This window comes from Coprococcus eutactus, from assembly GCF_025149915.1.
GTDB lineage: Bacteria > Bacillota > Clostridia > Lachnospirales > Lachnospiraceae > Coprococcus > Coprococcus eutactus.
The window spans coordinates 1,986,734-2,009,362 of the sequence record NZ_CP102278.1 but is presented as its reverse complement, the minus strand read 5'-3'; the positions used below and the strand labels follow the sequence as shown (position 1 = coordinate 2,009,362).

The following is a 22,629-nucleotide window of genomic DNA, read 5'->3' as shown; positions in this document are numbered from 1 at the left end:
GGAATCAATGCCCTTGTCTTGACTTCAATTAAAACATAACGGTGTTTTTGTATGTTGTAGAACAGCATATTAATAAATTTTTTAGCATCTCCGACAAAAAAGGGGATTCTTTGCTGACAAAAGCAAATTCACGATCTAATTCAAGAAGATTTTTGGCATCATGGTGCATGCCGTGCCGAATGGTTCGACCTGTATTAGAGGAAATATCAAAAGAACGTCAGGATATTAAAGTCGTGAAAATCAATGTAGATGAAGAACCGGAATTAGCAAGTCGGTTTCAGATAATGAGTATCCCCACATTGTTTGTTATCAAGGATGGAAAAATCAAAAATCATTCAGTAGGAACAAAATCAAAAGACGAAATACTTGCTATGATATGAATAATAAGGAGAAGCACATGAGTACACGAGTGAAAGAAGCAGAAGAGAGAAAAAAGAATGGTTATAACTGTACACAGGCTGTTGCGTGCGCCTATTGTGACCTGACTGGAATAGATGAGGAAAAGGCTGGAATTATTACTATTTTCTTGACAATAAAATAAAAACAGAATATAATCTTTATTGAGAACTAATCCCAATAATGAGCGGCGACAAGCAGGAAAAATGCCATTCAAAAAAATCTTGATATATTGGTAGAGGAAGGTGCATCAAGAAAGGTTGAAGTTCCCGATGGACCGAACCGGTTTGATTTCACATTGAGAAATCACTACCATGTCAGGTGTGTAAAGTGCAGTGAGATTTTTGATGCGGATATGGATGAAATTACCGAATTTGCTGGAAAAAATTCGTAACATTCATGGAATTGAATTTTTGGATTATGATATTTCATTTAAAGGAATTTGCCCGAAATGCAGGGAGAAAAATAGTAAAGAAAACGGAGGTAAAAGAGATGGCAGTAAACAAATATGCAGGAACACAGACAGAGAAGAATTTACAGGAGGCATTTGCAGGAGAGTCTCAGGCGAGAAATAAGTATACCTATTTTGCTTCTGTAGCGAAAAAGGAAGGCTATGAGCAGATGTCTGCATTATTTTTAAAGACCGCAGATAATGAGAAAGAACATGCAAAGATGTGGTTCAAGGAATTAGCAGGAATTGGTGATACAAAGAAAAATCTGGCGGCAGCTGCAGAAGGCGAGAATTATGAGTGGACAGATATGTATGAAGGCTTTGCGAAAACAGCCGAAGAAGAAGGTTTCCCTGAGCTTGCAGCAAAATTCAGAGCAGTAGGAGAAATTGAGAAGCATCATGAGGAGAGATATCGTGCACTTCTTAAGAATATTGAAACTGCACAGGTATTTGAAAAGAGTGAAGTTAAGGTATGGGAATGCCGTAACTGCGGACATATCGTGGTAGGAACAAAGGCTCCTGAGGTATGTCCGGTATGTAATCATCCACAGAGCTATTTTGAAGTACATGAAGAGAATTATTAAGGAGATGAGATTATTACGAAAAAGCAAGTGATTAATTCAAAAAAAGCAGTAATGATAGGCTGTGGTTTTGTCGGTTCTGCGTCAGTCTTTGCTTTAATGCAGAGTGGCTTGTTTACAGAGATTGTCCTTATCGATGCAGATAAGAACAAGGCAGAAGGAGAAGCGATGGATATCAGTCATGGTATTCCATTTGCGAGTCCGATGAAAATATATGCCGGAGATTATGATGATGTGGCTGATGCTGCAATTGTTGTCATATCTGCCGGAGCGGGACAGAAACCGGGAGAGACAAGGCTTGATCTCGTAAATAAAAATGTAGCAATATTTAAGTCAATCATTCCTGAAATAGCAAAGAGAAATTTTGCAGGTATCATGCTTGTAGTTGCGAATCCGGTAGATATCCTGACTCAGGTAGCCATAAAGTTATCAGGACTTCCAGAAAACAGGGTTATTGGATCGGGTACTGTGTTAGATAGTGCCAGATTAAGATATAAGCTTGGTGAGCATTTATCTGTGGACAGCAGGAGTGTTCATGCATTTATAGTAGGTGAGCATGGAGACAGCGAAGTTGTAGCATGGTCATCAGCCAATGTATCTGGTGTTCCATTAAGTGAAATGTGTGAAATGCGTGGACATTACAAGCACAAGGAAAACACGGCAGAAATAGCTACAGCAGTCAAGAACAGTGCTTATGAGATTATAAACAAAAAGCACGCTACATATTATGGAATTGCAATGTCTGTAAAAAGAATCTGCGAAGTGATTATGAGAGATGAAAAATCAATACTTCCTGTATCACACATGATTCATGGAGTATATGATATTGACGGAGTATCGTTAAGTATGCCAGCTATTGTAGGTGCAGATGGTATTGAGTCTGATATACCTATTAATTTAAGTGGCGAGGAAGCGTTAAAGCTTAAGGAATCTGCAGATTCATTGAAAAAGATTATGGAGACAATTGAATTATAAATTTTACACATGGAAGGAGAAAAAGGCATGGAAGTAAAGTATTATATATGTAAGCATTGTGGAAACATTGTTGAAAAGGTAAAGGATAAGGGTGTACCTGTAATTTGTTGCGGAGAACCTATGCAGGAATTAAAAGCCGGAGTGACAGATGCTGCTGTCGAGAAGCATGTACCTGTATATACTATAGAAGGCAGTCATGTTCATGTCGTGGTCGGAGAGACAAAACATCCAATGCTTGAAGAGCATTTCATTGAGTGGATTACATTAAATACAAACCAGGGAATATACAGAAAACAGTTAAATCCAGGGCAGGAGCCGGTAGCAGATTTTTGCCTTTGCGATGGTGAACAGGTAGAAGAAGTATATGCATATTGTAACCTGCATGGATTATGGAAATGCTAAAATATCAGTAAGCTATCAAATTTATTAGTAACTCATAAATTTGCTGATATCTTACCAGATGGGAGCAGATATAATATCATGGGTGCATCAAAAACAAAGGAGATGTGCTTATGCTTACAGAATCAGTGATAAAATTATTAAAAAATGAAATGTGGGATCTTGCCACATGCTCAGATGGTTAGCCGAATGTTGTGCCTGTTGCATTCAAGGATGTGACAGAGTATGGCAAGCTTGTGGTTGGTGATGTGTTCCTTGAGACAACTCTTGTGGAGACTATAATAGGGCTACGTCGTACAGATTCGTGAAAATCCTTGAATTTACGCACTTTTGCAGCTTTTTCAATTTCGGCAGAACCGATGTGAAAAGGCATAAAAAGCAGATAGTGGACAGAATTCATGTCGTTGTCGGCTATAGAGTCGACACGAGGGATACAATATTCTTTGATGAATAAAAGTGAATAAAATAGCCAATTTGGCAGGGATATTTAATTACAAAATATTGAATATCCCTGCCTTTTATTTTTCTATTCAAGGAGGTGTCAATATGTTAAAGATAAGGCTTCAAGGGACAAAAAATGACATACGTTGGTTTGTACGTTTACTTCAGAGAGATAAACGATTTGAAGTGAATAATGTTTCGACTTTTTTCGATAATGTTGGAACAGATAAATATAAACGTGTGTATGCAGAAGTATCAAGAAAGAAAAAGGATTCTGGTAAGAAACCAAGTAACGTTATGCAGGTAGAAGAAAAATGTCACTATGTAGGAAGTGGCATGGTGATTCGATAGGGAATGGAGGTACAACGGTATGTGTAAAGTAATAGCAATCGTGAATCAAAAAGGTGGCGTAGCAAAGACTACGACAACAGTGAACTTAGGTATAGGTTTGGTAAGAGAAGGCAAGAAGGTACTACTTATAGATGCGGATAGTCAGGGATCCCTTTCATCAAGCCTTGGCGTGGCAGAGCCTGATGAGCTTGATGTTACTCTCTCGACGATCATGTGTAAAATGATCAATGATGAAGATTATGGAAAGCGGGAAGGGATTATTGTACATGAGGAGGGAGTATCTTTTCTTCCATGCAATATCGAACTTTCCGGACTGGAAGTCACATTGGTAAATACCATGCGGAGAGAGTACATATTGAAAGAGTACATAACAAGTGTAAGAAATCTTTATGATTATATATTGATTGACTGCAATTCCAGTCTTGGCATGGTGACAATGAATGCCCTTACTGCAGCTGATTCAGTCATCATACCGATAGAAGCAGCGTACCTTTCCATAAAGGGTTTACAGCAGCTTATTACCACTCTTGGCAGGACTAAGAAATATTTGAACCCTAACCTTGGAATAGAGGGAATCGTTTTTACAAAGATGGTTGGACGTACCAATTACGCAAAGGAAATCAAGTCCATGGTGGAAGAAATCTATGGCAAAAATGTCCGTGTGTTTGGTGCGGTTATCCCACATTCTGTGAGAGCGGCAGAGACTTCCGCAGAGGGTGTGAGTATATTCAAGCATGACCCAAGAGGAAAAGTTGCGGCGGCGTATAAGAAGCTCGCAAAGGAGGTGCTTGCAGATGAATAAATCCAATAGTGCTTCCAAGATAAAGATGAAATCATTTGACGATCTGTTTGGTACAAACGAAAATCTGGAACAGGCAAATGCAAATGGTGGTGAAATCCGAGAAATACCTTTAGCAAGTCTGCATACATTCAGAAATCATCCGTTTCAGATTCATGAAGATAAGCTGGAGGAAATGGTAGAGAGTGTCAGACAGTATGGCGTGCTTGTTCCAGGGATTGCGAGAATGCGACCGCAGGGTGGTTATGAAATCATTGCCGGACACACAAGAAAGGCTGCCTGTGAACTTGCCGGTCTTGATACCATGCCGATGTTCATTCGCAATCTGAATGATGATGAAGCTACCATTGTCATGGTGGACAGTAACATTCAGAGAGAAGATATCTTTCCAAGCGAAAAGGCAAGGGCGTATAGTATGCGCTACTATGCCATGAAACATCAAGGCATTAAAGGAAACAAGGGTAGTAGCCTTGATATCATGAGTGAGGAAACCGGCGAGAATGCAAAGAAGATTCAGCGGTATATCAGACTTGCAAAATTGTCCGATGAACTGCTTGACTTTGTTGATCGGAAAAAGCTTGGCTTTATTCAGGGCGTTGATCTTTCGTATCTGAATGAAGAACAGCAGCAGTGGGTACTCGATATAATACTTGACAGGAATGTGTTCCCTAATATAGAGCAGTCGGCAAAATTAAAGGCGTTATGCCGGGAAAATATGCTTACGCAGGAAGAAGTGAGGAACATCATGCTTCCGGAACAGGTGTCGGTAAAGCCAAGAAAAGTAACATTCAAAGCAGACAGATTGGATGACTACTTTAATGATGAATACACAGAAGAGAAGATTACAGAGGTTATAATAAGTCTTTTAGATGAATGGAAGAAAAGAGGTGAGAAGGCATGACAAACATCGTAAATACTGGTAATGCGTCGGTGGATGCGCTGGCAGAAATGAACATCAGTGGAAATGTTACGCCGGTGAATTGGTATAAAACGATTTTACGTGAAAATGGCAAGCCATACCTTCTCGCTATCTGTGTGTTGTCGGAAATCGTGTATTGGTATCGTCCCGTGGAAGTACGGGACGAGCATAGCGGCATGACAATCGGTTACAGAAGAAAATTTCGAGAGGATTTGCTCCAGAAAACCTACAATGATTTTGCCGAGCAGTTTGGAGAATCACGGAGAAGTGTGAAGGCAGCGTTTGACAGACTAGAGGAAATAGGTGTGATCCGTCGTGAATTCCGTAACATAGAAACAAATAGCGGAATGGTTTTAAATAATGTCATGTATATTGATCTATGCGTTGATAAACTTTACACATGTACATATCTGGACATACCAGGAGATGACGAAGATGTAGAAAACACAGGGGAAGGAATACAAAAACAGGCTGAATACCAAGCAAATAAGCCTGTTACAAAATTTTGTACCACCTCCTACAAAACTTTGTATGACCCTCCTACAAAATTTTGTACCACCCCCTACAAAACTTTGTATGACCCTCCTGCAAAATTTTGTACCACCCTCCCACAAAATGATGTACCCCCTCATACAAAGTTTTGTAATACAAATACAGAGAATACTACAGAGAATACAGGGGAGATTACCTATCCTATCATTCCATCAGGCACAGGCGTGAAAACTGATACGATGGATAGGATGGATGAAGTGCGCTCATTTATCAAAGACAATATAGATTATGACGGATTGCTTCATTGCCATCCAACAGAGAAGATGGACATAAATGAATTGGTGGAGCTGATAGTAGAGACTATAGCGGTTAAACAGCCGGTAATCCGTATCAACAAATATGACTTTCCATATGATGTTGTTCGGAGCAGATTGGAGAAGATAGATTTTCATACGATGGAGTATGTGCTGGAATGTCTGCGCAACAATACCACAAAGGTTCGCAACATACGAAGTTATATGCTTACTACGCTTTACAATGCACCGGTAACTTGTTGTAATTACTATAAAGCAGAAGTAAACCATGACTTCTATGGTAAGTAACGATTCATAGCTGCTGGAAACAGCAGTTGACTATATATTTTTCACCTTCCCTTTTTTTTGAGGGGCAGGAGGGCACACCTGCCTCTCAAAAAAAAAGGGGATTGTTGCAAGCAAGATTCTTTGATATAATCAATGCAACAGTTTTACAAATTTGAATTTGGAGGGGAATAACATGAATAGATTTGGTGTAAAGCTAATTCTTTCAATCGTTTCTTTTTTGGCAGTCAATATCTGGCTTATAGGTAAGGGTGTAGCAAAGGGCGCTGCTGACTTTTTCATATCTGCAACGGTTGAGGAAACAATACTATTTATCATTTTACAGCTATTAGTTGTACTGATATATTTTATATATCCTCTTACGGTAAAAAAATATAAAATCATTTACTGGTCTGTATCTGAAGCCTTAGTCATTATTACAGTTCTCTTTTGGGGAATATTTATTGTCGGTCCGATTTGGTTAAAATAAGCAAATTTCAGTTTGTAGGGAACAACAGCTAAGACAATTTTATAATAAAACAGCGTTAGAGCATTTATGTGTAAAAAGCATGAATGCTCTTTTTTTGTGCATTTATGGACAAAGAACAGGAAAGCAGCTTTTGGACAAGTTGTCCAGAAGTTCAAATAAAAATGAAGGAGGACACCTGATGTATAGCAAAAATGGTATTCGATGGGTAAGACCACCCACACACGACAGGAAGCACAGAGAAAATAATATCGGGAGGACAGAACAATGGTCGATGAATTGACGCAGGAGTCGTTCCAGACAGGAAAGTCGATTGTGACTGTCAGCGTAGATCTGATTACTGCCATTGCGGATGCGTGTAAGCGGTCTGAACAGCAGAATCCGGGTATGAGTGAGGAACAGAAGGAGACATTGCTCGGCAAGGTTGTCGATAAGGTAATGTCGAATTATAAGGAAACTCATGGCTCATTAAAGGGATTTAACAGAGAGGGCAAGGATGTCACGCATATTGATGTGAATGATGAGCGAACAGCGGAACTTTTGGAGAAAGCCTGTAAGAAAAGTCATATTCCAATGGATATGAAAGAGGTAACGAGAGCAGATGGTTCTATCACGCACACTGCATTCTGTGAAGTGAAAAGCATAGATCAGGTGGCAGCATTACTGAAGATGGCTTCCGAACAGGTACTTGAGGAGCAGAAGGAAATGACTAAGACACTTGTGCTTTACGATGATAAGGGCAAGGAGGTTATGTCGGCTGACTTTGTAAATAATGGTGAGATAAATATGGACGATGTGGAAACACTGTCAAGATTCTCTACGAGATTTGAGATCAAGGATCACAAGAATGAAGTCCTGGAATCCGGAAGTATCACACCGAATGCAAAGGAGGAAATCAAGGAAGCGGCGAGAAAACATAATCCGAAAAAGGATAAGTCGCTTACAGAGCGAATTAAGGATAAGAAGGAGCAGTCACAGAAGAAACAGAAAGACAAGAACCGGCAACGTGAGAAAACGAAGAAAAAGAGCCGGGATACAAGTTTGTAGGTGGTGCTTATGGGGAATAAGAATATTGGCGGTGCCATACTTGATGACCTGAAGGCATTACCTAAGAAAATACTGAAACCATATTACAAGAATGGAAAGTTGAATGCGAATAAGATAGCGATTGATGGAATCCCGTTTGTAATCATATTTTATGTGATAAATAAGTATGTACAGGCGGCAATATCAGCCGATGGTGGCGATATGCTGGATAAGTGTGTCAAAGCATTTTCACTGATATTCCAGGTCAAACCGTATTTTGCACCTTCATTTAAGCTGACACCGCTTATCTGTGGTATCGGAGCAGGTGTGGCATTCAAGCTTTTCATGAACTCCAGAAAGAAGAATGCCAAGCAGTTCCGTCCAAGAGAGGAATATGGCTCTGCGAAGTGGGGGACGGATAAGGATTTTGAACCATATACAGACCCGGTTAAGTGGAACAACATTCCGCTGACTGCGACAGAATGGCTCAGAATGACGAGACCGGAACACCCAAAGTACGACAGAAACAAAAATATCTTGATTGTCGGAGGTTCCGGAGCAGGAAAAACAAGAGGATTTGTGAAACCGTCACTTATGCAGATGCAGTGTTCGTATGTAGTGACTGATCCCAAGGGAACTGTACTTGAAGAAGTGGGTACCATGCTTGCAAGAGGGGCATGGGAGCTTGACGACAAAGGGAACAAAGTACCGAAGGTCGGCAAGAACGGACAGACCTTAAAGACCAAATCCGGTAAGGTGATCTACAAGAGGACACCTTATAAGATAAAGGTATTCAATACAATCAACTTCGCAAAGTCCATGCACTATAACCCATTTGCATATATTCACACGGAGCAGGATGTGCTTAAATTCGTGAATACGCTGATTGCAAATACAAAGGGTGAGGGCGCACAGAGCGGAGAAGATTTCTGGGTGAAAGCCGAGAGGTTACTGTTCACAGCGTATGTGGCGTACATTGTGAAATACTGTAAGAAGAGTGAGAGAAATTTTGTCTCACTTTTAGCCATGATAGATGCGTCGGAGACAAGAGAAGAGGATGAGGACTTTGAGAATGCCATTGACCTTATGTTCAAAGACATAGAATTTGGTAATGATGAAGAGGGCATAGAAGCTGATCCGGATTCTTTTGCAGTACGACAGTATCATAAATATAAACTTGCGGCAGGTGTAATAAGATGAAAGAGACTTTTTAGTACCTTAACAGATTAAAGATTCTCTTTGAGCTTATTACTTTTGGCTCAAATACAGAGGAAAGGAGCAGAACATGAGTAGTGAGAAAATAATTGTATTATATGAACGATTAAGCCGAGAGGATGAGAACCTTGGGGAGTCGTACAGTATATCAAATCAAAAGAAGCTGCTGGAAGATTATTGCAGAGAAAAAGGGTGGACCAGGTTCAGGCACTTCACTGATGATGGTATATCCGGCACAACCTTTGTTGAGGTAAGATAACGATACCTTTTTTGCAGAGGGTGTTATCTTACCTCTTTTTGATGTATGTTAGATAGCATAACTCTTTACGTCGGCTCCTATCTGTCTGAAATAGGAGATACTTTCGGTAGGCTTGTCACCTGTATCAACTCTGCCGACAAAGCTATAAAAGATTTCGATTTTGCGGGTGTTCGTTTCCTTATCCAGTTCGTGAATAAGAATACGGTCAATAAATTCATGGACGTTTTCGTAGGTCAGTTCTTCAATCGCTGTGTATCTGCGTACCAGTGCGACAAACCTTTTTACGTCCGCGCTGCGCTCGGTGGCGTTGTCGATTTCCTGTGACAGCTCCGCAATCCTCCGGGTCAGCGTCTTTTTTTCTTCATCATAGCCGGAAGTCAGAAAAGCAAATTGTTCATCTGAAAGTTTCCCTAAAGCGTTGTCCTCGTAGAGCTTGCGGAATAAGATGTTCAGCTCGTTAATACGGTTCTGCGCCTTGTCAAGCTCTTTCCGCTGCTGTGTCAGCGTCTTTTGTACTGCCTTTGCGCTGCACTCGTTGGCTGTTTCGATAAACTCCTGTTCATGCTCTTTCACATAAGACGTTACTCGCTGCAAGTCTGCAAGGACAAGTTCTTTCAATACGCTTTTGCGGATATAATGCGTAGTGCAGAGCATATCATTTCTTGCCCGGTTGCGGTAGTTGCCGCAAGTGTAGGCGTGTTTCCGTTCAAGCGTCCCGGCTCCGCGTACTGCATACATTTTGTAGCCGCAGTCCCCGCAAAAGAGCAGCCCGGAAAACAGGTCAATTTCATCAACCTTTGTCGGGCGTTGCCGGGTGGCAATCCGCTTCTGTGCAAGTTCAAAGGTTTCTTCATCAATCAAAGGTTCGTGAGTGTTGGGGAAGAAATACCTTTTTTCCTCCGGGTTCTTTTTCGTCTTTTTCGACTTATAAGATACCTTGTAGGTTTTCCCGGTTATGGTATGCCCTAAATATTCTTTCCTTGTCAGAATGTCGTACAGCGTCTTATCCGGCCAGTTGTACCATGCGTTGAGCTGTGGGCGGGGGTGGCGTTTGCTCCCTGTCCTGCGGTAGCGCAGTTCCCCGACGGTCAGTATTTCATTGTCCCGCAGCCAGTTCTGGATTTCACACATACGGTCGCCCCGTACATACATTGCAAAAATCTGTTTTACGACGTGCGCCGTTTCCGGGTCGGGTATCAGATGATTGCGGTTATCCGGGTCGATAAGGTAGCCGTAAGGAGCTTCGCCGTTGACGCGCTCGCCTTTCTGCGCCTTTGCCTGTTTGACAGCCCGGATTTTCTTTGAGGTGTCGCGGGCGTAAAACTCGTTGAACCAGTTCCGCAGAGGGGTAAACTCGTTATCTTCCCTTGCTGTGTCTACACCGTCGTTAATGGCAATGTAGCGCACTTCATATTCGGGAAAGACAATCTCTATCAGCTCCCCGGTTTTCAGATAATTACGTCCCAGACGGGAAAGGTCTTTTGTTATGACGGTCGCCACGTTCCCGGCTTCAACCTCATGCAGCATGGCTTGAAGCCCCTCACGCTCAAAGCTCACGCCGGAAAATCCGTCGTCTACGAAAAAGCGCGTGTTGAAAAAGTGGTGTTCGTCAGCATACTTTTGTAAAATCAGTTTTTGGTTCTGTATGCTCTCGCTTTCCCCGGCTTGCATATCTTCCTGGCTCAATCTGCAATATAAAGCGGTAATCTTGTCTGTCTGTAACATTTTGTCCTCCTTTCCGACGACAGACAAGCATGGTATTTGTACTGTCTATATTATACCACATACCGCTGCCTGTGTCATGTATAAAATGTGAAGAAACGCCCTATTTCCGGGCGTTTGCGGGGTTCAGTTCCATGTCTTTGCGAATGAGTTTTTTTATCTTTTTATCCAGTGTGTCCGTTGCGCGTTCACTTGCGGACGAACATACAAGGTAAGTAACTTTTCCTATTTTATGCTCCGTTGTGGTAACGGGCGTTTGGTTTTGCGTCAAAGAAAATCCCCCTTTCTTTCGCAAACATATAATATAGTCTATGAATAGCAGCAAGTCCACTATTCAATAAAACAAAGGCTTTAATCGGACGGTTATTAGCATAACCTCATGGGAATTTCACCCCGGCATGGTTCTCATGCCGCCCTACCCATTGCCTGCGACGCTCTTAACGCTCGGACTGTGGCTGTAAGGAAGTATCATTGTATATTCTGCGTGTCGTCGCCCGCAAGCCGCTACACTTGCTTTCCGGCGCGGTGTTGGTCGCTCGGCTGTCCGGGCGGGGATAACCTCACCCGGATAGCGTCATGGCGCACCCGCCGTATGGCTCGGCGCAAAAGGAACGTATCCGATTTGCCCTATGCTGCGCCGCCGTTATCTTGCGCCGCTTTCTTTGTCAAGGTTCAGAATGGCTTTGCTGCCGCGTCAGCAGCGGAACGGAAAAGGGGGAGAGAGAAAGCGTCCCGCCGCCGCTGCGGTTTATTCCTCTGCCTTAAAGGTGAGGACAGCCATCATCAGTTTTGCTTGCAGCCGTTCCCGAATGTCGTGGTCTACGCCAAAATAGACGTTCCCGCGCTCGTCGTACAGCTTCCGCATGGAGAGGCGGGCTATGTAGCCGCTGAAATGCTGCAAGACAATCTTCATGGCGTCCGGGTCGCCCTTTGTCGCTGCCACAATGACAGGATAAGGAACAAGGGCATTTTCCGGGTAGCCGGGTTCGTTACCATTCGTCCCATTCATCAGCATTTTCCTCCAGATATTTTCTTAATTTCTCAAAAGAGCTTGTCCGCCTGTACTGTATCGTGCTTCTCGACGTGTTGAACAGCTCCGCAATCTCGGTATCGTTCATTCCCTCGAAGTAATACAGCAATATGGCTTTGCGCTTTTCTTCCGGCAAAGTACGGATTGCTTCAAGAAGCAGCTTTGGCGTGATTTTCTTCCCGGCTTTCTCAAAGACGGTTTCGGCGGCTTCACGTTTGAAATATTCATCAAACGTATGAAGCTGCCGCGCTTCGTCTAAGGTCATGTCGGAAAAGGTCACTTCCTTTGCCTTGTGTCTGCGAAGTTCTCTATGGGTGTCGCAAGCTTCATTGTGCAATACCGTATTACAAAACTTCTGAAAAGCACACTGTTTGTAAAACTCCCTGCTATTAGGTTCCACATTCTCACCTCCTTTCTCGTTGGAAAGTTGGTGGTGCTTCCCCCCTTTTCGCGGGGCAATACGGCGTTTTTCAAAAACGCCGAAGATTTTTTGAAATTTCTTCAAAAATTTTTTGAACGTACAAAATGCGCCCGTCCGAAAAGCCCGGACGGGCGCATAGGCATTGTAAGCAGTATCCAGATGATTAGACAGTTCATATATATAAGCGTAGTTTCCCCCGGTGGTGGGCGGGCTTTTTTTGATAAGTCAATAACTGTCGGATTTTGTCGATATGCTTTTTGCTTCATGGCGGCTACCTCCTTTAGCCGCCGATTTCAACAGTGATACCGCGTCATTTCATTAGAAGATAAAAAGAAACGGCGGCTTTGATTTTTCAAAGCTGCTGCGGAAATCAAAGAACGACAAGCAACAGTTCTGATTTTGCTCCAATATGGTTATTAGGGGCACAAATTAAAATCAAAAAAGAGCCGATAACAGCAGTATTTCAAACTGCATATTATCGGCTCTGCGTCTGTGCGTCTGGCTCTTTTAATTAAATTATTTCTGTTGTTTTTTGGCTTTATTATATGTATTAGCTAACTGTCCACAAGCTGCTTTAATCTCTCTACCATGAGAAACTCTCATGGTAACTTCAAGTCCTGTTTGCTCTAATTGATGTTTGAACGCAACCATTTCTTGTTTTTGTGGTGCTCTAATTTTTGAATTACTCGTCGGGTTGTATTGCAGCACGTTAATCATAACATTTTTGCCCTTAAACCATTTTGCAAGTTGCCTTATATCTGAGGAACGGTCATTTATACCTGGTAAAAGCAAATACGCAAATACCACTTTTCGATTATGCCTTTGAGAATAGGACAATGCTTGCTTAACAACATCTTCAATAGCGTACATGTGCATATGAGGAATGATACAGTTTCTCGCAGCCTGTGTTGCTGCATGTAAAGATATTGTCAACTGAATTTTTAGATGTTCTTCGCGCAATTTTTTTAATTGATTAACTGGACCAACTGTTGATACGGTAATGCCGTCGGTTGGAAAGTTAAGTCCATTTCTATCTCGAAGAATATGGATTGCTGCAATCAAGTTGTCGTAATTGAATAAAGGTTCTCCCATTCCCATAAAAACGATACGATTTACTTTTTGACGTATCAATACAACCTGCTGCACAATTTCAGACGGTGTTAGATTACGAACAAAACCATTGCGTCCGGACTCACAAAAAATACAGCCAACAGAACAACCAACTTGCGTACTTACGCAAACAGTCCCACCATCTCGCCGTTTAATAAAAACCGTTTCAATATACCTGTTATCTTTCAATTCATAAACATACTTTTCAGTATCGCTACTTTTATAGACTTTTTTTGTTGATATTGATAGATTTTCTTTGTGAAATGGCTGTTTATACAATTCCGTATATAAGGCTCTTGCTTTATCCTCTCCAATTACTTCCGACATTTCTTTGTAAGTAAATCCGTATGGGTCATTCAATATTTCCGTAGGTGTACTTTTAGGTAAGTGTTTCATTTAAATATCCTTCCTTTTCAAAATTAAAAAGTTTGTTTTTCAGAGTTTTTGATTATGATTTCTAGTTTTTCAACATCAACGATATGCGTTAATTTACATTTAGGGCAGAAAAGAGGAAAATTTCTTAATACCGTATTATAAAATACTTGAACCCTCGTCTTTCCGTTACAAATTGGACATTTTATCCAATATTTTTCAAGCATAATATTTCTCCTTTTGCGCAAAAAAATGCAGGTCAATTCTCAACATGAGCATTGACCTGCATTTATACATATAATACTACAACAAAATTAAGGCATAGTTTTTATACTATGTCTATACGTCGTTAGTTTTGTTGTATAGCATACGCAAAATAAGCATGACAAAAAAGCCCATATTGAAAATGGGAAAAATCTTTTTTGATTTCAATGCTTATCGAATACGCATGCTATGTAACATAAACATTCCCCCCCTTTTATATAATATTATATACAAAAGCAGCTTGTTGTCAACATATATATATATGAATTATTTTGGCTAACTGATAGAACTACGTAGACATATCCAAGAAGAAAGGGGAACAGTAAAATGTAATAGGGTGAATAACTATGGCAAAAAGACCAGTACCACGATACGACTTTAAGGCTTTTGGGGCAGCGATAAAGGCAGCGCGTGAGGGATGCAAGGAGAGCCGCAAGAAAGTAGGCGACGAAATGTTTATCTCGCCGCGCTACCTTGCGAACATTGAGAACAAGGGGCAGCACCCAAGTTTACAGATATTCTTTGAGCTGATACAGCGTTACCATATATCCGTAGACCAATTCCTTTTAGAAACGCCGCCGGAGAAGAACACGCAGCGGCGGCAGCTTGACGCGCTTCTTGACGGTATGAGCGATACAGGCATACGGATTGTAACCGCAACGGCAAAGGAGATTTCCGAAGTCGAAAAAGAGGGCGAATAGGAATGTCCGACTTAAAACTGAACAGGATTTAGAAAGCGTTGTAATCTTTTTTGAGGTTGCAGCGTTTTTCTTTTGCGTAAGTTTGGCAAAATCGCTTTTTCTCCGTAGTAGGTGATAAGAGCCTAAAGGATAAAAACATTCGTAGCAAGCATAGGAAGCGGGTACCACTTCCGTATTTTCGCCCTCCCGCGCTGCGGCGCGTCGGTTGAAAATTGCTTGTTGGGAAGTGTCCCAAACCCTCGGAACGGAAAGGAAAGGAGCGAACACATGGACGGACGCAAAAGGACAGTGCAAATCAAATTCAGAGTGACGGAAGCGGAACGGGATTTAATACTGGAAAAAATGAAGCTCGTACCCACCCGGAACATGGCGGCGTATCTGCGGAAGATTGCCATTGACGGGTATATCATTCAGATAGACCACGCCGATATAAAGGCTATGACCGCAGAGATACAGAAAATCGGTGTCAACGTCAACCAGATAGCACGCCGCGTAAACGCGACGGGGAACGCATACCAAGAGGACATAGAGGAAATAAAGGGGGTGCTTGCGGAGATATGGCGGTTACAAAGATTAAGCCTATTAAAAGCACTCTAAGCAAAGCCCTTGACTATATCGAAAACCCGGACAAGACGGACGGGAAAATGCTTGTGTCCTCTTTCGGTTGCTCCTATGAAACGGCAGATATTGAGTTTGAATATACCCTGTCGCAAGCACTCCAAAAGGGGAACAATTTAGCCTTTCATCTGATACAGTCCTTTGAGCCGGGGGAAGTCGATTATCAGAAAGCCCATGAAATCGGAAAGCAGCTTGCCGACGCGGTAACAAAGGGGCAGCATGAGTATGTACTCACGACGCACATTGACAAAGGACACGTCCATAACCATATCATTTTTTGCGCGGTGAACTTTGTAGACCACCATAAATACAATTCCAACAAAAGGAGCTATTACGGCATACGGAACATGAGCGACAAGCTGTGCCGGGAAAATGGCTTGTCCGTTGTCGTCCCCGGCAAGGGCAGCAAGGGAAAGAGCTATGCGGAGTACCAGGCAGAAAAGACGGGTACAAGTTGGAAAGGCAAGCTGAAAACCACTGTTGACGCGCTTATCCCCCAAGTTTCCAGTTTTGAGGAATTGCTAACGCGGTTACAGGCGGCGGGCTATGAGATAAAGCCGGGGAAATATGTATCATGCCGCGCCCCCGGACAGGAACGCTTCACCCGCCTTAAAACCCTCGGCGCAGACTATACAGAGGAAGCCGTAAGGGAACGGATAGCGGGCAGACGGACAAAGGTGGCGAAAGCTCCCAGAGAGCAGCGCGGCGTGTCGCTGCTTATCGACATTGAGAACAGTATCAAGGCAGCGCAGAGTAAGGGCTATGAACAGTGGGCGAAAATCCACAATCTGAAACAGGCAGCTAAAACAATGAATTTCTTGACGGAACATAAGATTGAGCAGTACGCGGATTTAGTCAGCCGGATTGAGGAAATGGCAGCGGAAAGCGGACAGGCGGCAGACGCATTGAAGAACGCCGAAAAGCGGCTTGCGGAAATGGCGGTGCTTATCAAGAATGTTTCCACCTATCAAAAGACAAAGCCTGTCTATGACGCATACCGCAAGGCAAGGAACAGGGAGAAGTACCGCGCCGGACAGGAACAGGCAATTATCCTCCATGAAGCCGCCGTAAGGTCACTGAAAGCGGCGGGCATTGCGAAGCTCCCGAACCTCGCCGCGCTGCAATCGGAGTATGAAGCCCTCCAAGCGCAGAAAGAAGCCCTTTACGCCGACTATGGAAAATTGAAAAAGAAAGTCCGGGAATATGATATTATCAAGCAGAACATTGACAGCATTTTACAGGCAGACAGACAGCCGGAACGGGAAAAGGAAACAGAACGCGGATAAGGATAGCAAAATCCCCGCCGCTGTGCTATGATAGGGCTATCAAAAAGCAGAGGAGCGTTGAGCATGGAAAACCAGAAAATGCCGGAATATGAAACCATACGCGCCGCCGTTGCCGGGGAGAAATGGGCGGTGGAGAAAGTCGTGGATTGCTACAAGGACGAAATCGACAGGCTATCGACGGTAGCGGTCAGACAGCCAGACGGAAGCACGAAACAGGAAATCAACGAAGATATGCGCCAGTCTATCACAAAGAAGCTGATAGAAGCCCTCCCGCAGTTCCCGCTTGAAGAAATGGAAAAGGGAAATGTCAGATAGGCAAAAAAAGAACAGGGCGCGGAAGCCAGTATATGACTTCCGCGCCCTGTCTTTTTATGGGTGCTGTTTTCGTGAATGTTACGCAGTAGAACGCCATTTTCGGGGGTAAAGGTATAAAGTATCGCCTATCCGATTTTCACGCCCGGAAAGCCCTGTAAATCAAGGGATTTTCCGCGCCTACTGCGTAACAGGGGCGCGTCTTTTCCTCATGCGCTCGGCGGCCTGCCTGCGAGTGATACGTTTCCGGCAGTCGGGGCAGTATTTGACGCTGTTAGAGCTTGACGCAAAGAACGCGCCGCACTCGGTACACTTCTTCCTGTCCCCGGTCTGGTAAAGCTCCGCATAGAGCAGCTTGTCGGCGGGAAGCACCGCAACCCGGAACCACTTGCAGAGAAGCGAATAGGAAATGAGCTGCGGACATACGCACTCGTCCCCGTCGTCCAGTAAGATACAGTTCCCGTTATCGCAGTTGCAGCACGTCCGGCGCACAAGCGCATTTACTTTCCGGCTCTGGGGCGGTGTCAGCCGCTTAATCCCACTCATGCTTCATCAGCGGCGTAAATGGGAAGCACCGCAAACTCCGCTTCGCCCATGCGCTCCACTTTGGCAAGGGTACGGGCTGCAAAGTCCCGCATTTCCCCGTCCATAAAGGGCAGCGCGGCGTTCATGGCGACGATAAGCCCCTGTCGGCTCCCGGTCTTGTAAATGCTCAAAAGGTTTGTTTCCTCTACGGTCAGTTTTGTCATGTTCACACCTCCAAATCGTGATTTTTTGTTTTCGCCGCCGCCTTTTTCGGGGCGGTCTTTGCTTTGTCCGTTTTAATCTGCGCCCGGATAGAGGGGCGGGGCTTCCTTATCTCCCTGTCCCGGTTCTCCCCCTTGTCAATCAGCGCATACATCCCATGTCTGCCCTCGATTTTGGAAAAGGAAAGTGTCTTGTAGGGCAGCATGGAGAAAAGGCGGTCAGTGTCCTTTGTGGCTGCAAGCCGCATGAACGCCGGGGAAAGCTCTGCCATGAAATGGGTCTTGTTCGGGCTGTTCGGCTCGTAATGCCGCTTCATTTCCCGCACAATGCGCCGCGCTTCCGTTTCAATCAGCCCGTCCCGCAAGGCTGTGATATGCGCCTTGAAGTCCCCCGGTGAAAGCTGCTCCCGGCTGCGCCGTTCTTCCTGTAAGAGCGATTGCAGCGCGTCCGGGTCGTTGGGTAGGGCTTCAAAGCGTTCAAACTTCCCAAGCTGCGGGTCTGGGTTGCCGTTGAAGAACCGTCCGGCGGGTATCTCCCTTTCCCCTCGCTCATAAATCAGCTTCACCGTATCGGCGGGCAGCTCCTTTTCCTTGACGCGCTCATAATGTTTAGAGTAGTCCAGTTCGTACAGATTGCCCTTGATTTTCCCGCGCTCCTTTCCCGTCAGCTCGATTGCATAGGCAAGAACGCGGTCGCTTGTCTGCTCCATGTAGAAACGCCATGTGTTGTGGGGCGCGGTGTCTTTGAGGAAAACGTCGCGCTCCCGGAAACAGTGCGTCCCGGACGGGCGGCAGAACCACAAAAGGGTCTTGTCCTCCCTGTGGGGGCTTGCCGCCGCCTTTGCGATAATCTCTTTGTCAATGTCTAAGTCGCTCTGGTAAAAGCCTGTGTTCTGCTTCATAATCGCTTCAAGGGAAGCGAACAAATCCACGTTTTCAAATTTGCTCTGTTCCGGCATGGGTCAGCTCCTTTCCAAGTCCTGTGACTTCTGCTTTGCGTTTTTCTTCTGTGCCTTTTCCTTGTCGGCTCTAAGCTGCGCCCGGATAGAGGGCTTCTTTTCCGGCTTCGCTCCCTTGCCGCGCTCCTTGTCGGCTTTGACAGCGTTAGCCAGGTCAACAAGGGAAATCTGCTCGCCCGCCTTTACCTTTGCTTCCAGTTCGTCAACGGTGGGGGTGTTGTTGATGATACCGTCAATCATGTTCCCGTTCTGCTCTGTGGTCTGCTCGGCGGTTTTCAAGGGATTGTCCCGCTGCGCCTGTTCTGCGGCAACGGCAAACGCCCGCGTCCCATTCCCCATAATCAGATACTTTCCGTCGTCCGACTGGTGGTGAAAGCCATATCCGGCGGCTTCTATCTGCTCCCGGCTCATGGCGGTTACATGGAAAGTCCCTCTCGGTGTTTTGACAGTTTCGCCCGTTTCCAAGTCGTCCGGGGTAAGCTGCTTCTGCTCCTGTAAAAACTCCGGCACTTCCCGGAAACCTACACTGTCAACGAAATGCGCCGCGTCCTGTCCGTCCTGATGAAGCACTACCACGTCCGAAACGGAAAGGCTGTGTCCCTTAAAATCTTTGGGGTGGTCGATATTGAAACGGGTGTAAATATCTTCAAGGGAAGTTTCCGGCGCAAGGGGCGCGGAATAGACAAGCTCATAGTTCGCCCTGTCAACCACATTCCCCGCCGCCTGCAGGCGGTCGTAAGGCTCAAAGCGGAAATCCCTTGTTTCGTCCCCGCCTTTTATCTGGTAAATGGAAAAGGTGTCTTTGTCCTGTCCGGCGGTCTGCGCCGTTTCCTGTGCCTTTGCGTAAAGCTGCTTTACGTCGCCCTCGGTCAGCTCGCCGCTTTTGAGCTGCCCCATAAGCTCGCGGCATTTCTCCGGCGTTCCCGTATAAAGCACGTCGCCCATTTTCGCCCGCCCGTTCTCCTGTGTCACATAGGCTTGCAAGAGGTAGCTGTTTTCCCGGCTGTCGCTGTAAGGGTTCCGGCGCACCTTGTAAATCGTTTCCGGGGTAAAGGCTTCTTTCGGGGCTGCACCCGCCTTTTCCTGTGCGCCGGATTTTCCCGGTGCGGCTGCTTCCGGCTTCTCTTTCCCGGCTGTATCTGCCTTTGCCGGGGCTTCCGGCTGCGGCTGCTCCGGCGGGGCTGCCTGTTCCTCTCTGGTGGGCTGCTCCTGTCCGGCGGTCTGCTCCTTGTCCTGTGCCTTTTGCAGCTCCGCAAGATTTTCGTCTATTGAATTGATAATCTCGGCGGCTGCGCTGCGTATCGTTTCAAGGGAGCTTTTCAGCTCGGACAATTCCCGCCCGCTACTCCACCCGGCGACATAGCCGAAAGAGTAGTCCGACGTGTCAAGCCCGTAATGTTGGCAGACGGTATAGGCGACGCTTTCCGCTTCGACTTCGCGGGTGCGGCGGTCAATGTGGGGCTGCTGCTCGTCCTTTGGCGCGTTGAGGTCAATGTCGTGCAGCTTCGCATGGGCGATTTCGTGAATGGCGGTCTTTAAGGTCTGCAATTCGCTCATGCCCTCGTTGATAGCAATGCGCTTGTCCTCCAAGTGGTAGTAGCCATGAGAGCCGCCCTCGATATTCTCAAAGGCGATAGGAACGGGGGAAGTCTTTTCAAGGGCTGCGAAAAAATCCTTGTAGCGGTCAACGTCGCCCGGCAGCTCGTCAATGGCAATGTCCGGCAGCTCCTTTCCCTCGGTCTGGGAAACGTCAAAGACGGATACCACCTTGTAGGCGGGTATGGTGACTTCCTTTTCCTCGGTGACGGGCTTCCCGTCCTTGCCGATTATGGGCTTCTGCGTGTGCGGGTCGATTTTCTGCATTTCCTGTTTGATTTTATAGGGCGACGGGGCAATGATTTTAATTCCCTTTTGCCCTTTCATCACGTTTCGCTCAAAGTTGTTCTTCCAAGCGGAAAAGCCCGCCACAAGGGAAGCGTCCGGCTTCTGCATGGCGATAAGGACGGTGTTTCGGAAGCTGTAATTATGGAATTTTGACATGACTTTCAGATATTCCTTGTAACGCTCGCTGTCAAAGAGTTCCGCAATACCCTGTTCCAGACGGTCGGTAATCTCTTTTAATTTCTCGGCGGGCTTCTCGCTCGTCAGCACGATAGGGATAACCGGGCGCGGCTCCTGTGGCTGCTCTGCGGCGGTTCGGGCGGTCTGCTCTGTGGCGGCTGCGTCCATAAAGGTCTTGTCCTGTCCGCCGCGTTCCGGCTGTGGGAAGCTCATAACGCGGTATTCTTTGGGTATCTCGTTTTCCGTTCCCCGATACCATTCGGTAAAGGTGTTCTGATTGTTATAGATATAGCCCTGTTCGGTAAACTGCCCCTTATCCTTGCTAACTGCGTCCCGCCCGTATTCTTCATACTTGAAATATTTCTTTGCTTCTTCGGGAAGCTCCAGCTCGTCCAGTTCGTCGATAAGATAATAACCGTAATCTTCTTCGCTGCGGACAGTGGGATAGAGCCAGTAACAGTCAAGGTTTTGTGCAAGGTTGATAAGGTCTTTCATGCTTCCGGCATACTCGCCATGTGTAACCGCCGCCGCAAATTTATCCTTGTCCCCGTCACTCTGCATTTCCAGAAGTTTTCCAAAATAATTCAGCTCGTCCATGCTTGCGCTTTGGATAACGGAAAGCGGCAAGTCAAAGGGGCAGTCCTCCGTAGAAGAATACCCGTTGATGAAAAAATCCTGCGGATTGTCTGCGGTAATGCCGACGCTTTCCATAGCCGCATGAAGCTGCTCTGTTGTGGTCGGCATGGGAAGCCACACGCCGCCCGGTTTGCCTGTTTCAAAGCGGCTGCGGCTGTCGATAAGAATTGAAAACTGCTCGTTTATGGTTTCACGCTCCTTTCTCTGTTCGGTGTCCTGTGGCGGCTCTGCTGTGGTGGGGGCTGCTTTTTCAGCGGTAGGCTGCGCCCGTTCCTCGCCCTCGATAGCATAGCCCGGTAAAAGCTGCCCGTTTACTTTGAAATGCTCTGCATACTCTGGCGGGATAGGCGGCGATACCTCGGTGAATAAATGCTGATAGGCTTTGATACGCCCATTCAGATATTTTTCCATAGCTGCCTTGTCTGCAAAGACTTTCCTTTCCTGTCCGGCGATTTTTGCCTGTCCGTAATTGTGGGGGCTGTTGGTGTAAATACTCCATGAAAGCGTCCACGAATAGGGAATGGATTTCTCTTTTTCCCTGTCATACCGGGTATTCTCGGATATGTGGTAGCGCATTTGGTAGACGCGGTTGCTGATGTGCTTCCCGTAGTCCGTAGCTTCCCACTGGTTCGCGGTATGCGTAGCTTCGGGTGTCCTCACATACTCAATGGCTTTGTCAATGGCAAGGGTCTTTCCCGCCTGTTCGTCCCATGCCGCCGCCTGTTCTTGCAAGGCTTCAAAAGCTGCCTGTTCAGCCGCCGCGTATTCTTCCCGCAATGCCTGTAACTGTTCTAAGGGCAGGGCGGTAAGCCCGGAAAGGTCAGCGGTCTGTTCCTCAAAATAAATATTTCGCTCTATCCGCATACTGTCAGCCGGGTCTAACTTGTCACGCTCAAACATGGAGTAACCTTTTTTCTTTTCCATTCATTCGCTCCTTTCTGAAATGGCGGCGCACCGCCGCGCTTTTGGGGTTCGCCCCGTACTACGGTGGGCTGTGCGTTATGCCAACAATTTTTTCATTT

26 protein-coding genes and 2 pseudogenes are annotated in these 22,629 nt (G+C 45.4%); 18 read left to right on the top strand and 10 right to left on the bottom strand.

Annotation, left to right across the window (positions count from 1 at the left end):
- Nucleotides 1–110: 110 nt before the first annotated feature.
- From NQ536_RS08750 to NQ536_RS08685, 14 genes and pseudogenes are all read left to right on the top strand, one after another.
- The gene (locus NQ536_RS08750; RefSeq protein ID WP_044998371.1) at nucleotides 111–380 is read left to right on the top strand and encodes a thioredoxin family protein; all 270 of its coding nucleotides are present in this window, start codon (nucleotides 111–113) and stop codon (nucleotides 378–380) included.
- Between the two features lie 17 nt (nucleotides 381–397).
- Entirely contained in the window at nucleotides 398–541 is a 144-nt protein-coding gene (locus tag NQ536_RS08745) for a hypothetical protein (protein ID WP_155803896.1), read from the top strand.
- Nucleotides 542–613: 72 nt separating this feature from the next.
- Nucleotides 614–881 (top strand): annotated as a pseudogene (locus NQ536_RS13965) (Fur family transcriptional regulator); the annotation flags it as partial.
- 7 nt (nucleotides 882–888) lie between these two features.
- Nucleotides 889–1,431, top strand: coding sequence for a rubrerythrin (gene rbr, locus NQ536_RS08735; protein ID WP_044998372.1), 543 nt, complete (start codon nucleotides 889–891; stop codon nucleotides 1,429–1,431).
- 51 nt (nucleotides 1,432–1,482) lie between these two features.
- Nucleotides 1,483–2,403 (top strand): L-lactate dehydrogenase, encoded by a 921-nt coding sequence (locus NQ536_RS08730; RefSeq protein ID WP_004853517.1) that lies wholly within the window; start codon nucleotides 1,483–1,485, stop codon nucleotides 2,401–2,403.
- A 27-nt stretch (nucleotides 2,404–2,430) separates the two neighbouring features.
- Nucleotides 2,431–2,805 (top strand): desulfoferrodoxin family protein, encoded by a 375-nt coding sequence (locus NQ536_RS08725; RefSeq protein WP_022216261.1) that lies wholly within the window; start codon nucleotides 2,431–2,433, stop codon nucleotides 2,803–2,805.
- Between the two features lie 543 nt (nucleotides 2,806–3,348).
- Complete coding sequence (locus NQ536_RS08720; protein ID WP_044998373.1) at nucleotides 3,349–3,594, top strand: hypothetical protein; 246 nt, start codon at nucleotides 3,349–3,351, stop codon at nucleotides 3,592–3,594.
- A 19-nt stretch (nucleotides 3,595–3,613) separates the two neighbouring features.
- A complete protein-coding gene (locus tag NQ536_RS08715) occupies nucleotides 3,614–4,396 on the top strand; it encodes a ParA family protein (RefSeq protein ID WP_004853527.1) in 783 nt (260 codons plus the stop codon).
- Entirely contained in the window at nucleotides 4,389–5,294 is a 906-nt protein-coding gene (locus NQ536_RS08710; RefSeq protein ID WP_004853529.1) for a ParB/RepB/Spo0J family partition protein, read from the top strand. The genes NQ536_RS08715 and NQ536_RS08710 overlap by 8 nt, the downstream gene beginning before the upstream one ends.
- Nucleotides 5,291–6,406 (top strand): DUF6017 domain-containing protein, encoded by a 1,116-nt coding sequence (locus NQ536_RS08705; protein ID WP_004853532.1) that lies wholly within the window; start codon nucleotides 5,291–5,293, stop codon nucleotides 6,404–6,406. The genes NQ536_RS08710 and NQ536_RS08705 overlap by 4 nt, the downstream gene beginning before the upstream one ends.
- A gap of 172 nt (nucleotides 6,407–6,578) precedes the next feature.
- A complete protein-coding gene (locus NQ536_RS08700; protein ID WP_004853536.1) occupies nucleotides 6,579–6,872 on the top strand; it encodes a hypothetical protein in 294 nt (97 codons plus the stop codon).
- Nucleotides 6,873–7,136: 264 nt separating this feature from the next.
- Nucleotides 7,137–7,916, top strand: a complete 780-nt coding sequence (locus NQ536_RS08695) for a hypothetical protein (protein ID WP_004853539.1) — start codon at nucleotides 7,137–7,139, stop codon at nucleotides 7,914–7,916.
- A 9-nt stretch (nucleotides 7,917–7,925) separates the two neighbouring features.
- Entirely contained in the window at nucleotides 7,926–9,095 is a 1,170-nt protein-coding gene (locus NQ536_RS08690) for a type IV secretory system conjugative DNA transfer family protein (protein ID WP_049937923.1), read from the top strand.
- 85 nt (nucleotides 9,096–9,180) lie between these two features.
- Nucleotides 9,181–9,354 (top strand): annotated as a pseudogene (locus tag NQ536_RS08685) (recombinase family protein); the annotation flags it as partial.
- A gap of 63 nt (nucleotides 9,355–9,417) precedes the next feature.
- On the opposite strand, the gene NQ536_RS08680 reads toward NQ536_RS08685, so the two are convergent.
- The 6 genes from NQ536_RS08680 to NQ536_RS08655 all read right to left on the bottom strand — a co-directional run bounded on the left by NQ536_RS08680 (nucleotide 9,418) and on the right by NQ536_RS08655 (nucleotide 14,251).
- Nucleotides 9,418–11,094, bottom strand: a complete 1,677-nt coding sequence (locus NQ536_RS08680; RefSeq protein ID WP_002569190.1) for a recombinase family protein — start codon at nucleotides 11,092–11,094, stop codon at nucleotides 9,418–9,420.
- A gap of 100 nt (nucleotides 11,095–11,194) precedes the next feature.
- A complete protein-coding gene (locus tag NQ536_RS08675) occupies nucleotides 11,195–11,422 on the bottom strand; it encodes a transposon-encoded TnpW family protein (RefSeq protein ID WP_004613661.1) in 228 nt (75 codons plus the stop codon).
- A gap of 417 nt (nucleotides 11,423–11,839) precedes the next feature.
- Entirely contained in the window at nucleotides 11,840–12,100 is a 261-nt protein-coding gene (locus NQ536_RS08670; RefSeq protein WP_002569189.1) for a helix-turn-helix domain-containing protein, read from the bottom strand.
- Nucleotides 12,081–12,521: an RNA polymerase sigma factor gene (locus tag NQ536_RS08665; RefSeq protein ID WP_002569188.1), complete on the bottom strand. Its 441-nt coding sequence runs from the start codon at nucleotides 12,519–12,521 to the stop codon at nucleotides 12,081–12,083. The genes NQ536_RS08670 and NQ536_RS08665 overlap by 20 nt, the downstream gene beginning before the upstream one ends.
- Nucleotides 12,522–13,058: 537 nt before the next feature.
- Nucleotides 13,059–14,048, bottom strand: a complete 990-nt coding sequence (gene rlmN / locus NQ536_RS08660; protein ID WP_002569187.1) for a 23S rRNA (adenine(2503)-C(2))-methyltransferase RlmN — start codon at nucleotides 14,046–14,048, stop codon at nucleotides 13,059–13,061.
- Nucleotides 14,049–14,071: 23 nt separating this feature from the next.
- On the bottom strand, nucleotides 14,072–14,251 hold the full coding sequence (locus NQ536_RS08655; RefSeq protein ID WP_002588768.1) for a cysteine-rich KTR domain-containing protein: 180 nt from the start codon (nucleotides 14,249–14,251) through the stop codon (nucleotides 14,072–14,074).
- A 384-nt stretch (nucleotides 14,252–14,635) separates the two neighbouring features.
- Here NQ536_RS08655 and NQ536_RS08650 point away from each other — a divergent pair, with 384 nt between their 5' ends.
- The 4 genes from NQ536_RS08650 (at nucleotide 14,636) to NQ536_RS08635 (ending at nucleotide 17,208) form a co-directional block, all read left to right on the top strand.
- Nucleotides 14,636–14,989: a helix-turn-helix transcriptional regulator gene (locus NQ536_RS08650; RefSeq protein ID WP_002569186.1), complete on the top strand. Its 354-nt coding sequence runs from the start codon at nucleotides 14,636–14,638 to the stop codon at nucleotides 14,987–14,989.
- A gap of 267 nt (nucleotides 14,990–15,256) precedes the next feature.
- Nucleotides 15,257–15,586: a plasmid mobilization protein gene (locus NQ536_RS08645; RefSeq protein ID WP_002569185.1), complete on the top strand. Its 330-nt coding sequence runs from the start codon at nucleotides 15,257–15,259 to the stop codon at nucleotides 15,584–15,586.
- Nucleotides 15,547–16,893: a relaxase/mobilization nuclease domain-containing protein gene (locus NQ536_RS08640; protein WP_002569184.1), complete on the top strand. Its 1,347-nt coding sequence runs from the start codon at nucleotides 15,547–15,549 to the stop codon at nucleotides 16,891–16,893. Before NQ536_RS08645 ends, NQ536_RS08640 begins: the two co-directional genes overlap by 40 nt.
- 63 nt (nucleotides 16,894–16,956) lie before the next feature.
- Nucleotides 16,957–17,208 carry a helix-turn-helix domain-containing protein gene (locus NQ536_RS08635; RefSeq protein WP_002569183.1) on the top strand — a complete coding sequence of 84 codons (252 nt, stop codon included), beginning with the start codon at nucleotides 16,957–16,959 and terminating at the stop codon, nucleotides 17,206–17,208.
- A 177-nt stretch (nucleotides 17,209–17,385) separates the two neighbouring features.
- Here NQ536_RS08635 and NQ536_RS08630 read toward each other — a convergent pair whose 3' ends face one another.
- Genes NQ536_RS08630 through NQ536_RS08615 form a run of 4 tightly spaced genes read right to left on the bottom strand, consistent with a single transcriptional unit; the run spans nucleotide 17,386 to nucleotide 22,531 of the window.
- A complete protein-coding gene (locus NQ536_RS08630) occupies nucleotides 17,386–17,751 on the bottom strand; it encodes a cysteine-rich VLP domain-containing protein (protein WP_025489053.1) in 366 nt (121 codons plus the stop codon).
- A complete protein-coding gene (locus tag NQ536_RS08625; protein WP_004853547.1) occupies nucleotides 17,748–17,954 on the bottom strand; it encodes a transposon-transfer assisting family protein in 207 nt (68 codons plus the stop codon). The genes NQ536_RS08630 and NQ536_RS08625 overlap by 4 nt, the downstream gene beginning before the upstream one ends.
- Nucleotides 17,955–17,956: 2 nt before the next feature.
- On the bottom strand, nucleotides 17,957–18,910 hold the full coding sequence (locus NQ536_RS08620; RefSeq protein ID WP_004853548.1) for a hypothetical protein: 954 nt from the start codon (nucleotides 18,908–18,910) through the stop codon (nucleotides 17,957–17,959).
- A 3-nt stretch (nucleotides 18,911–18,913) separates the two neighbouring features.
- A complete protein-coding gene (locus NQ536_RS08615) occupies nucleotides 18,914–22,531 on the bottom strand; it encodes a YodL domain-containing protein (protein ID WP_004853550.1) in 3,618 nt (1,205 codons plus the stop codon).
- Nucleotides 22,532–22,629: the final 98 nt, after the last annotated feature.

Coding starts and splice junctions, on each gene's coding strand:
- NQ536_RS08710 (WP_004853529.1), top strand. CDS start 4,389: ATGAATAAATCCAATAGTGCTTCCAAGATAAAGATGAAATCATTTGAC.
- NQ536_RS08745 (WP_155803896.1), top strand. CDS start 398: ATGAGTACACGAGTGAAAGAAGCAGAAGAGAGAAAAAAGAATGGTTAT.
- NQ536_RS08705 (WP_004853532.1), top strand. CDS start 5,291: ATGACAAACATCGTAAATACTGGTAATGCGTCGGTGGATGCGCTGGCA.
- NQ536_RS08615 (WP_004853550.1), bottom strand. CDS start 22,531: ATGGAAAAGAAAAAAGGTTACTCCATGTTTGAGCGTGACAAGTTAGAC.
- NQ536_RS08700 (WP_004853536.1), top strand. CDS start 6,579: ATGAATAGATTTGGTGTAAAGCTAATTCTTTCAATCGTTTCTTTTTTG.
- NQ536_RS08620 (WP_004853548.1), bottom strand. CDS start 18,910: ATGCCGGAACAGAGCAAATTTGAAAACGTGGATTTGTTCGCTTCCCTT.
- NQ536_RS08680 (WP_002569190.1), bottom strand. CDS start 11,094: ATGTTACAGACAGACAAGATTACCGCTTTATATTGCAGATTGAGCCAG.
- NQ536_RS08725 (WP_022216261.1), top strand. CDS start 2,431: ATGGAAGTAAAGTATTATATATGTAAGCATTGTGGAAACATTGTTGAA.
- NQ536_RS08670 (WP_002569189.1), bottom strand. CDS start 12,100: ATGAATGGGACGAATGGTAACGAACCCGGCTACCCGGAAAATGCCCTT.
- NQ536_RS08625 (WP_004853547.1), bottom strand. CDS start 17,954: ATGACAAAACTGACCGTAGAGGAAACAAACCTTTTGAGCATTTACAAG.
- NQ536_RS08730 (WP_004853517.1), top strand. CDS start 1,483: ATGATAGGCTGTGGTTTTGTCGGTTCTGCGTCAGTCTTTGCTTTAATG.
- NQ536_RS08645 (WP_002569185.1), top strand. CDS start 15,257: ATGGACGGACGCAAAAGGACAGTGCAAATCAAATTCAGAGTGACGGAA.
- rlmN (WP_002569187.1), bottom strand. CDS start 14,048: ATGAAACACTTACCTAAAAGTACACCTACGGAAATATTGAATGACCCA.
- NQ536_RS08650 (WP_002569186.1), top strand. CDS start 14,636: ATGGCAAAAAGACCAGTACCACGATACGACTTTAAGGCTTTTGGGGCA.
- NQ536_RS08640 (WP_002569184.1), top strand. CDS start 15,547: ATGGCGGTTACAAAGATTAAGCCTATTAAAAGCACTCTAAGCAAAGCC.
- NQ536_RS08715 (WP_004853527.1), top strand. CDS start 3,614: ATGTGTAAAGTAATAGCAATCGTGAATCAAAAAGGTGGCGTAGCAAAG.
- NQ536_RS08630 (WP_025489053.1), bottom strand. CDS start 17,751: ATGAGTGGGATTAAGCGGCTGACACCGCCCCAGAGCCGGAAAGTAAAT.
- NQ536_RS08655 (WP_002588768.1), bottom strand. CDS start 14,251: ATGCTTGAAAAATATTGGATAAAATGTCCAATTTGTAACGGAAAGACG.
- NQ536_RS08695 (WP_004853539.1), top strand. CDS start 7,137: ATGGTCGATGAATTGACGCAGGAGTCGTTCCAGACAGGAAAGTCGATT.
- NQ536_RS08720 (WP_044998373.1), top strand. CDS start 3,349: ATGTTAAAGATAAGGCTTCAAGGGACAAAAAATGACATACGTTGGTTT.
- NQ536_RS08635 (WP_002569183.1), top strand. CDS start 16,957: ATGGAAAACCAGAAAATGCCGGAATATGAAACCATACGCGCCGCCGTT.
- NQ536_RS08690 (WP_049937923.1), top strand. CDS start 7,926: ATGGGGAATAAGAATATTGGCGGTGCCATACTTGATGACCTGAAGGCA.
- rbr (WP_044998372.1), top strand. CDS start 889: ATGGCAGTAAACAAATATGCAGGAACACAGACAGAGAAGAATTTACAG.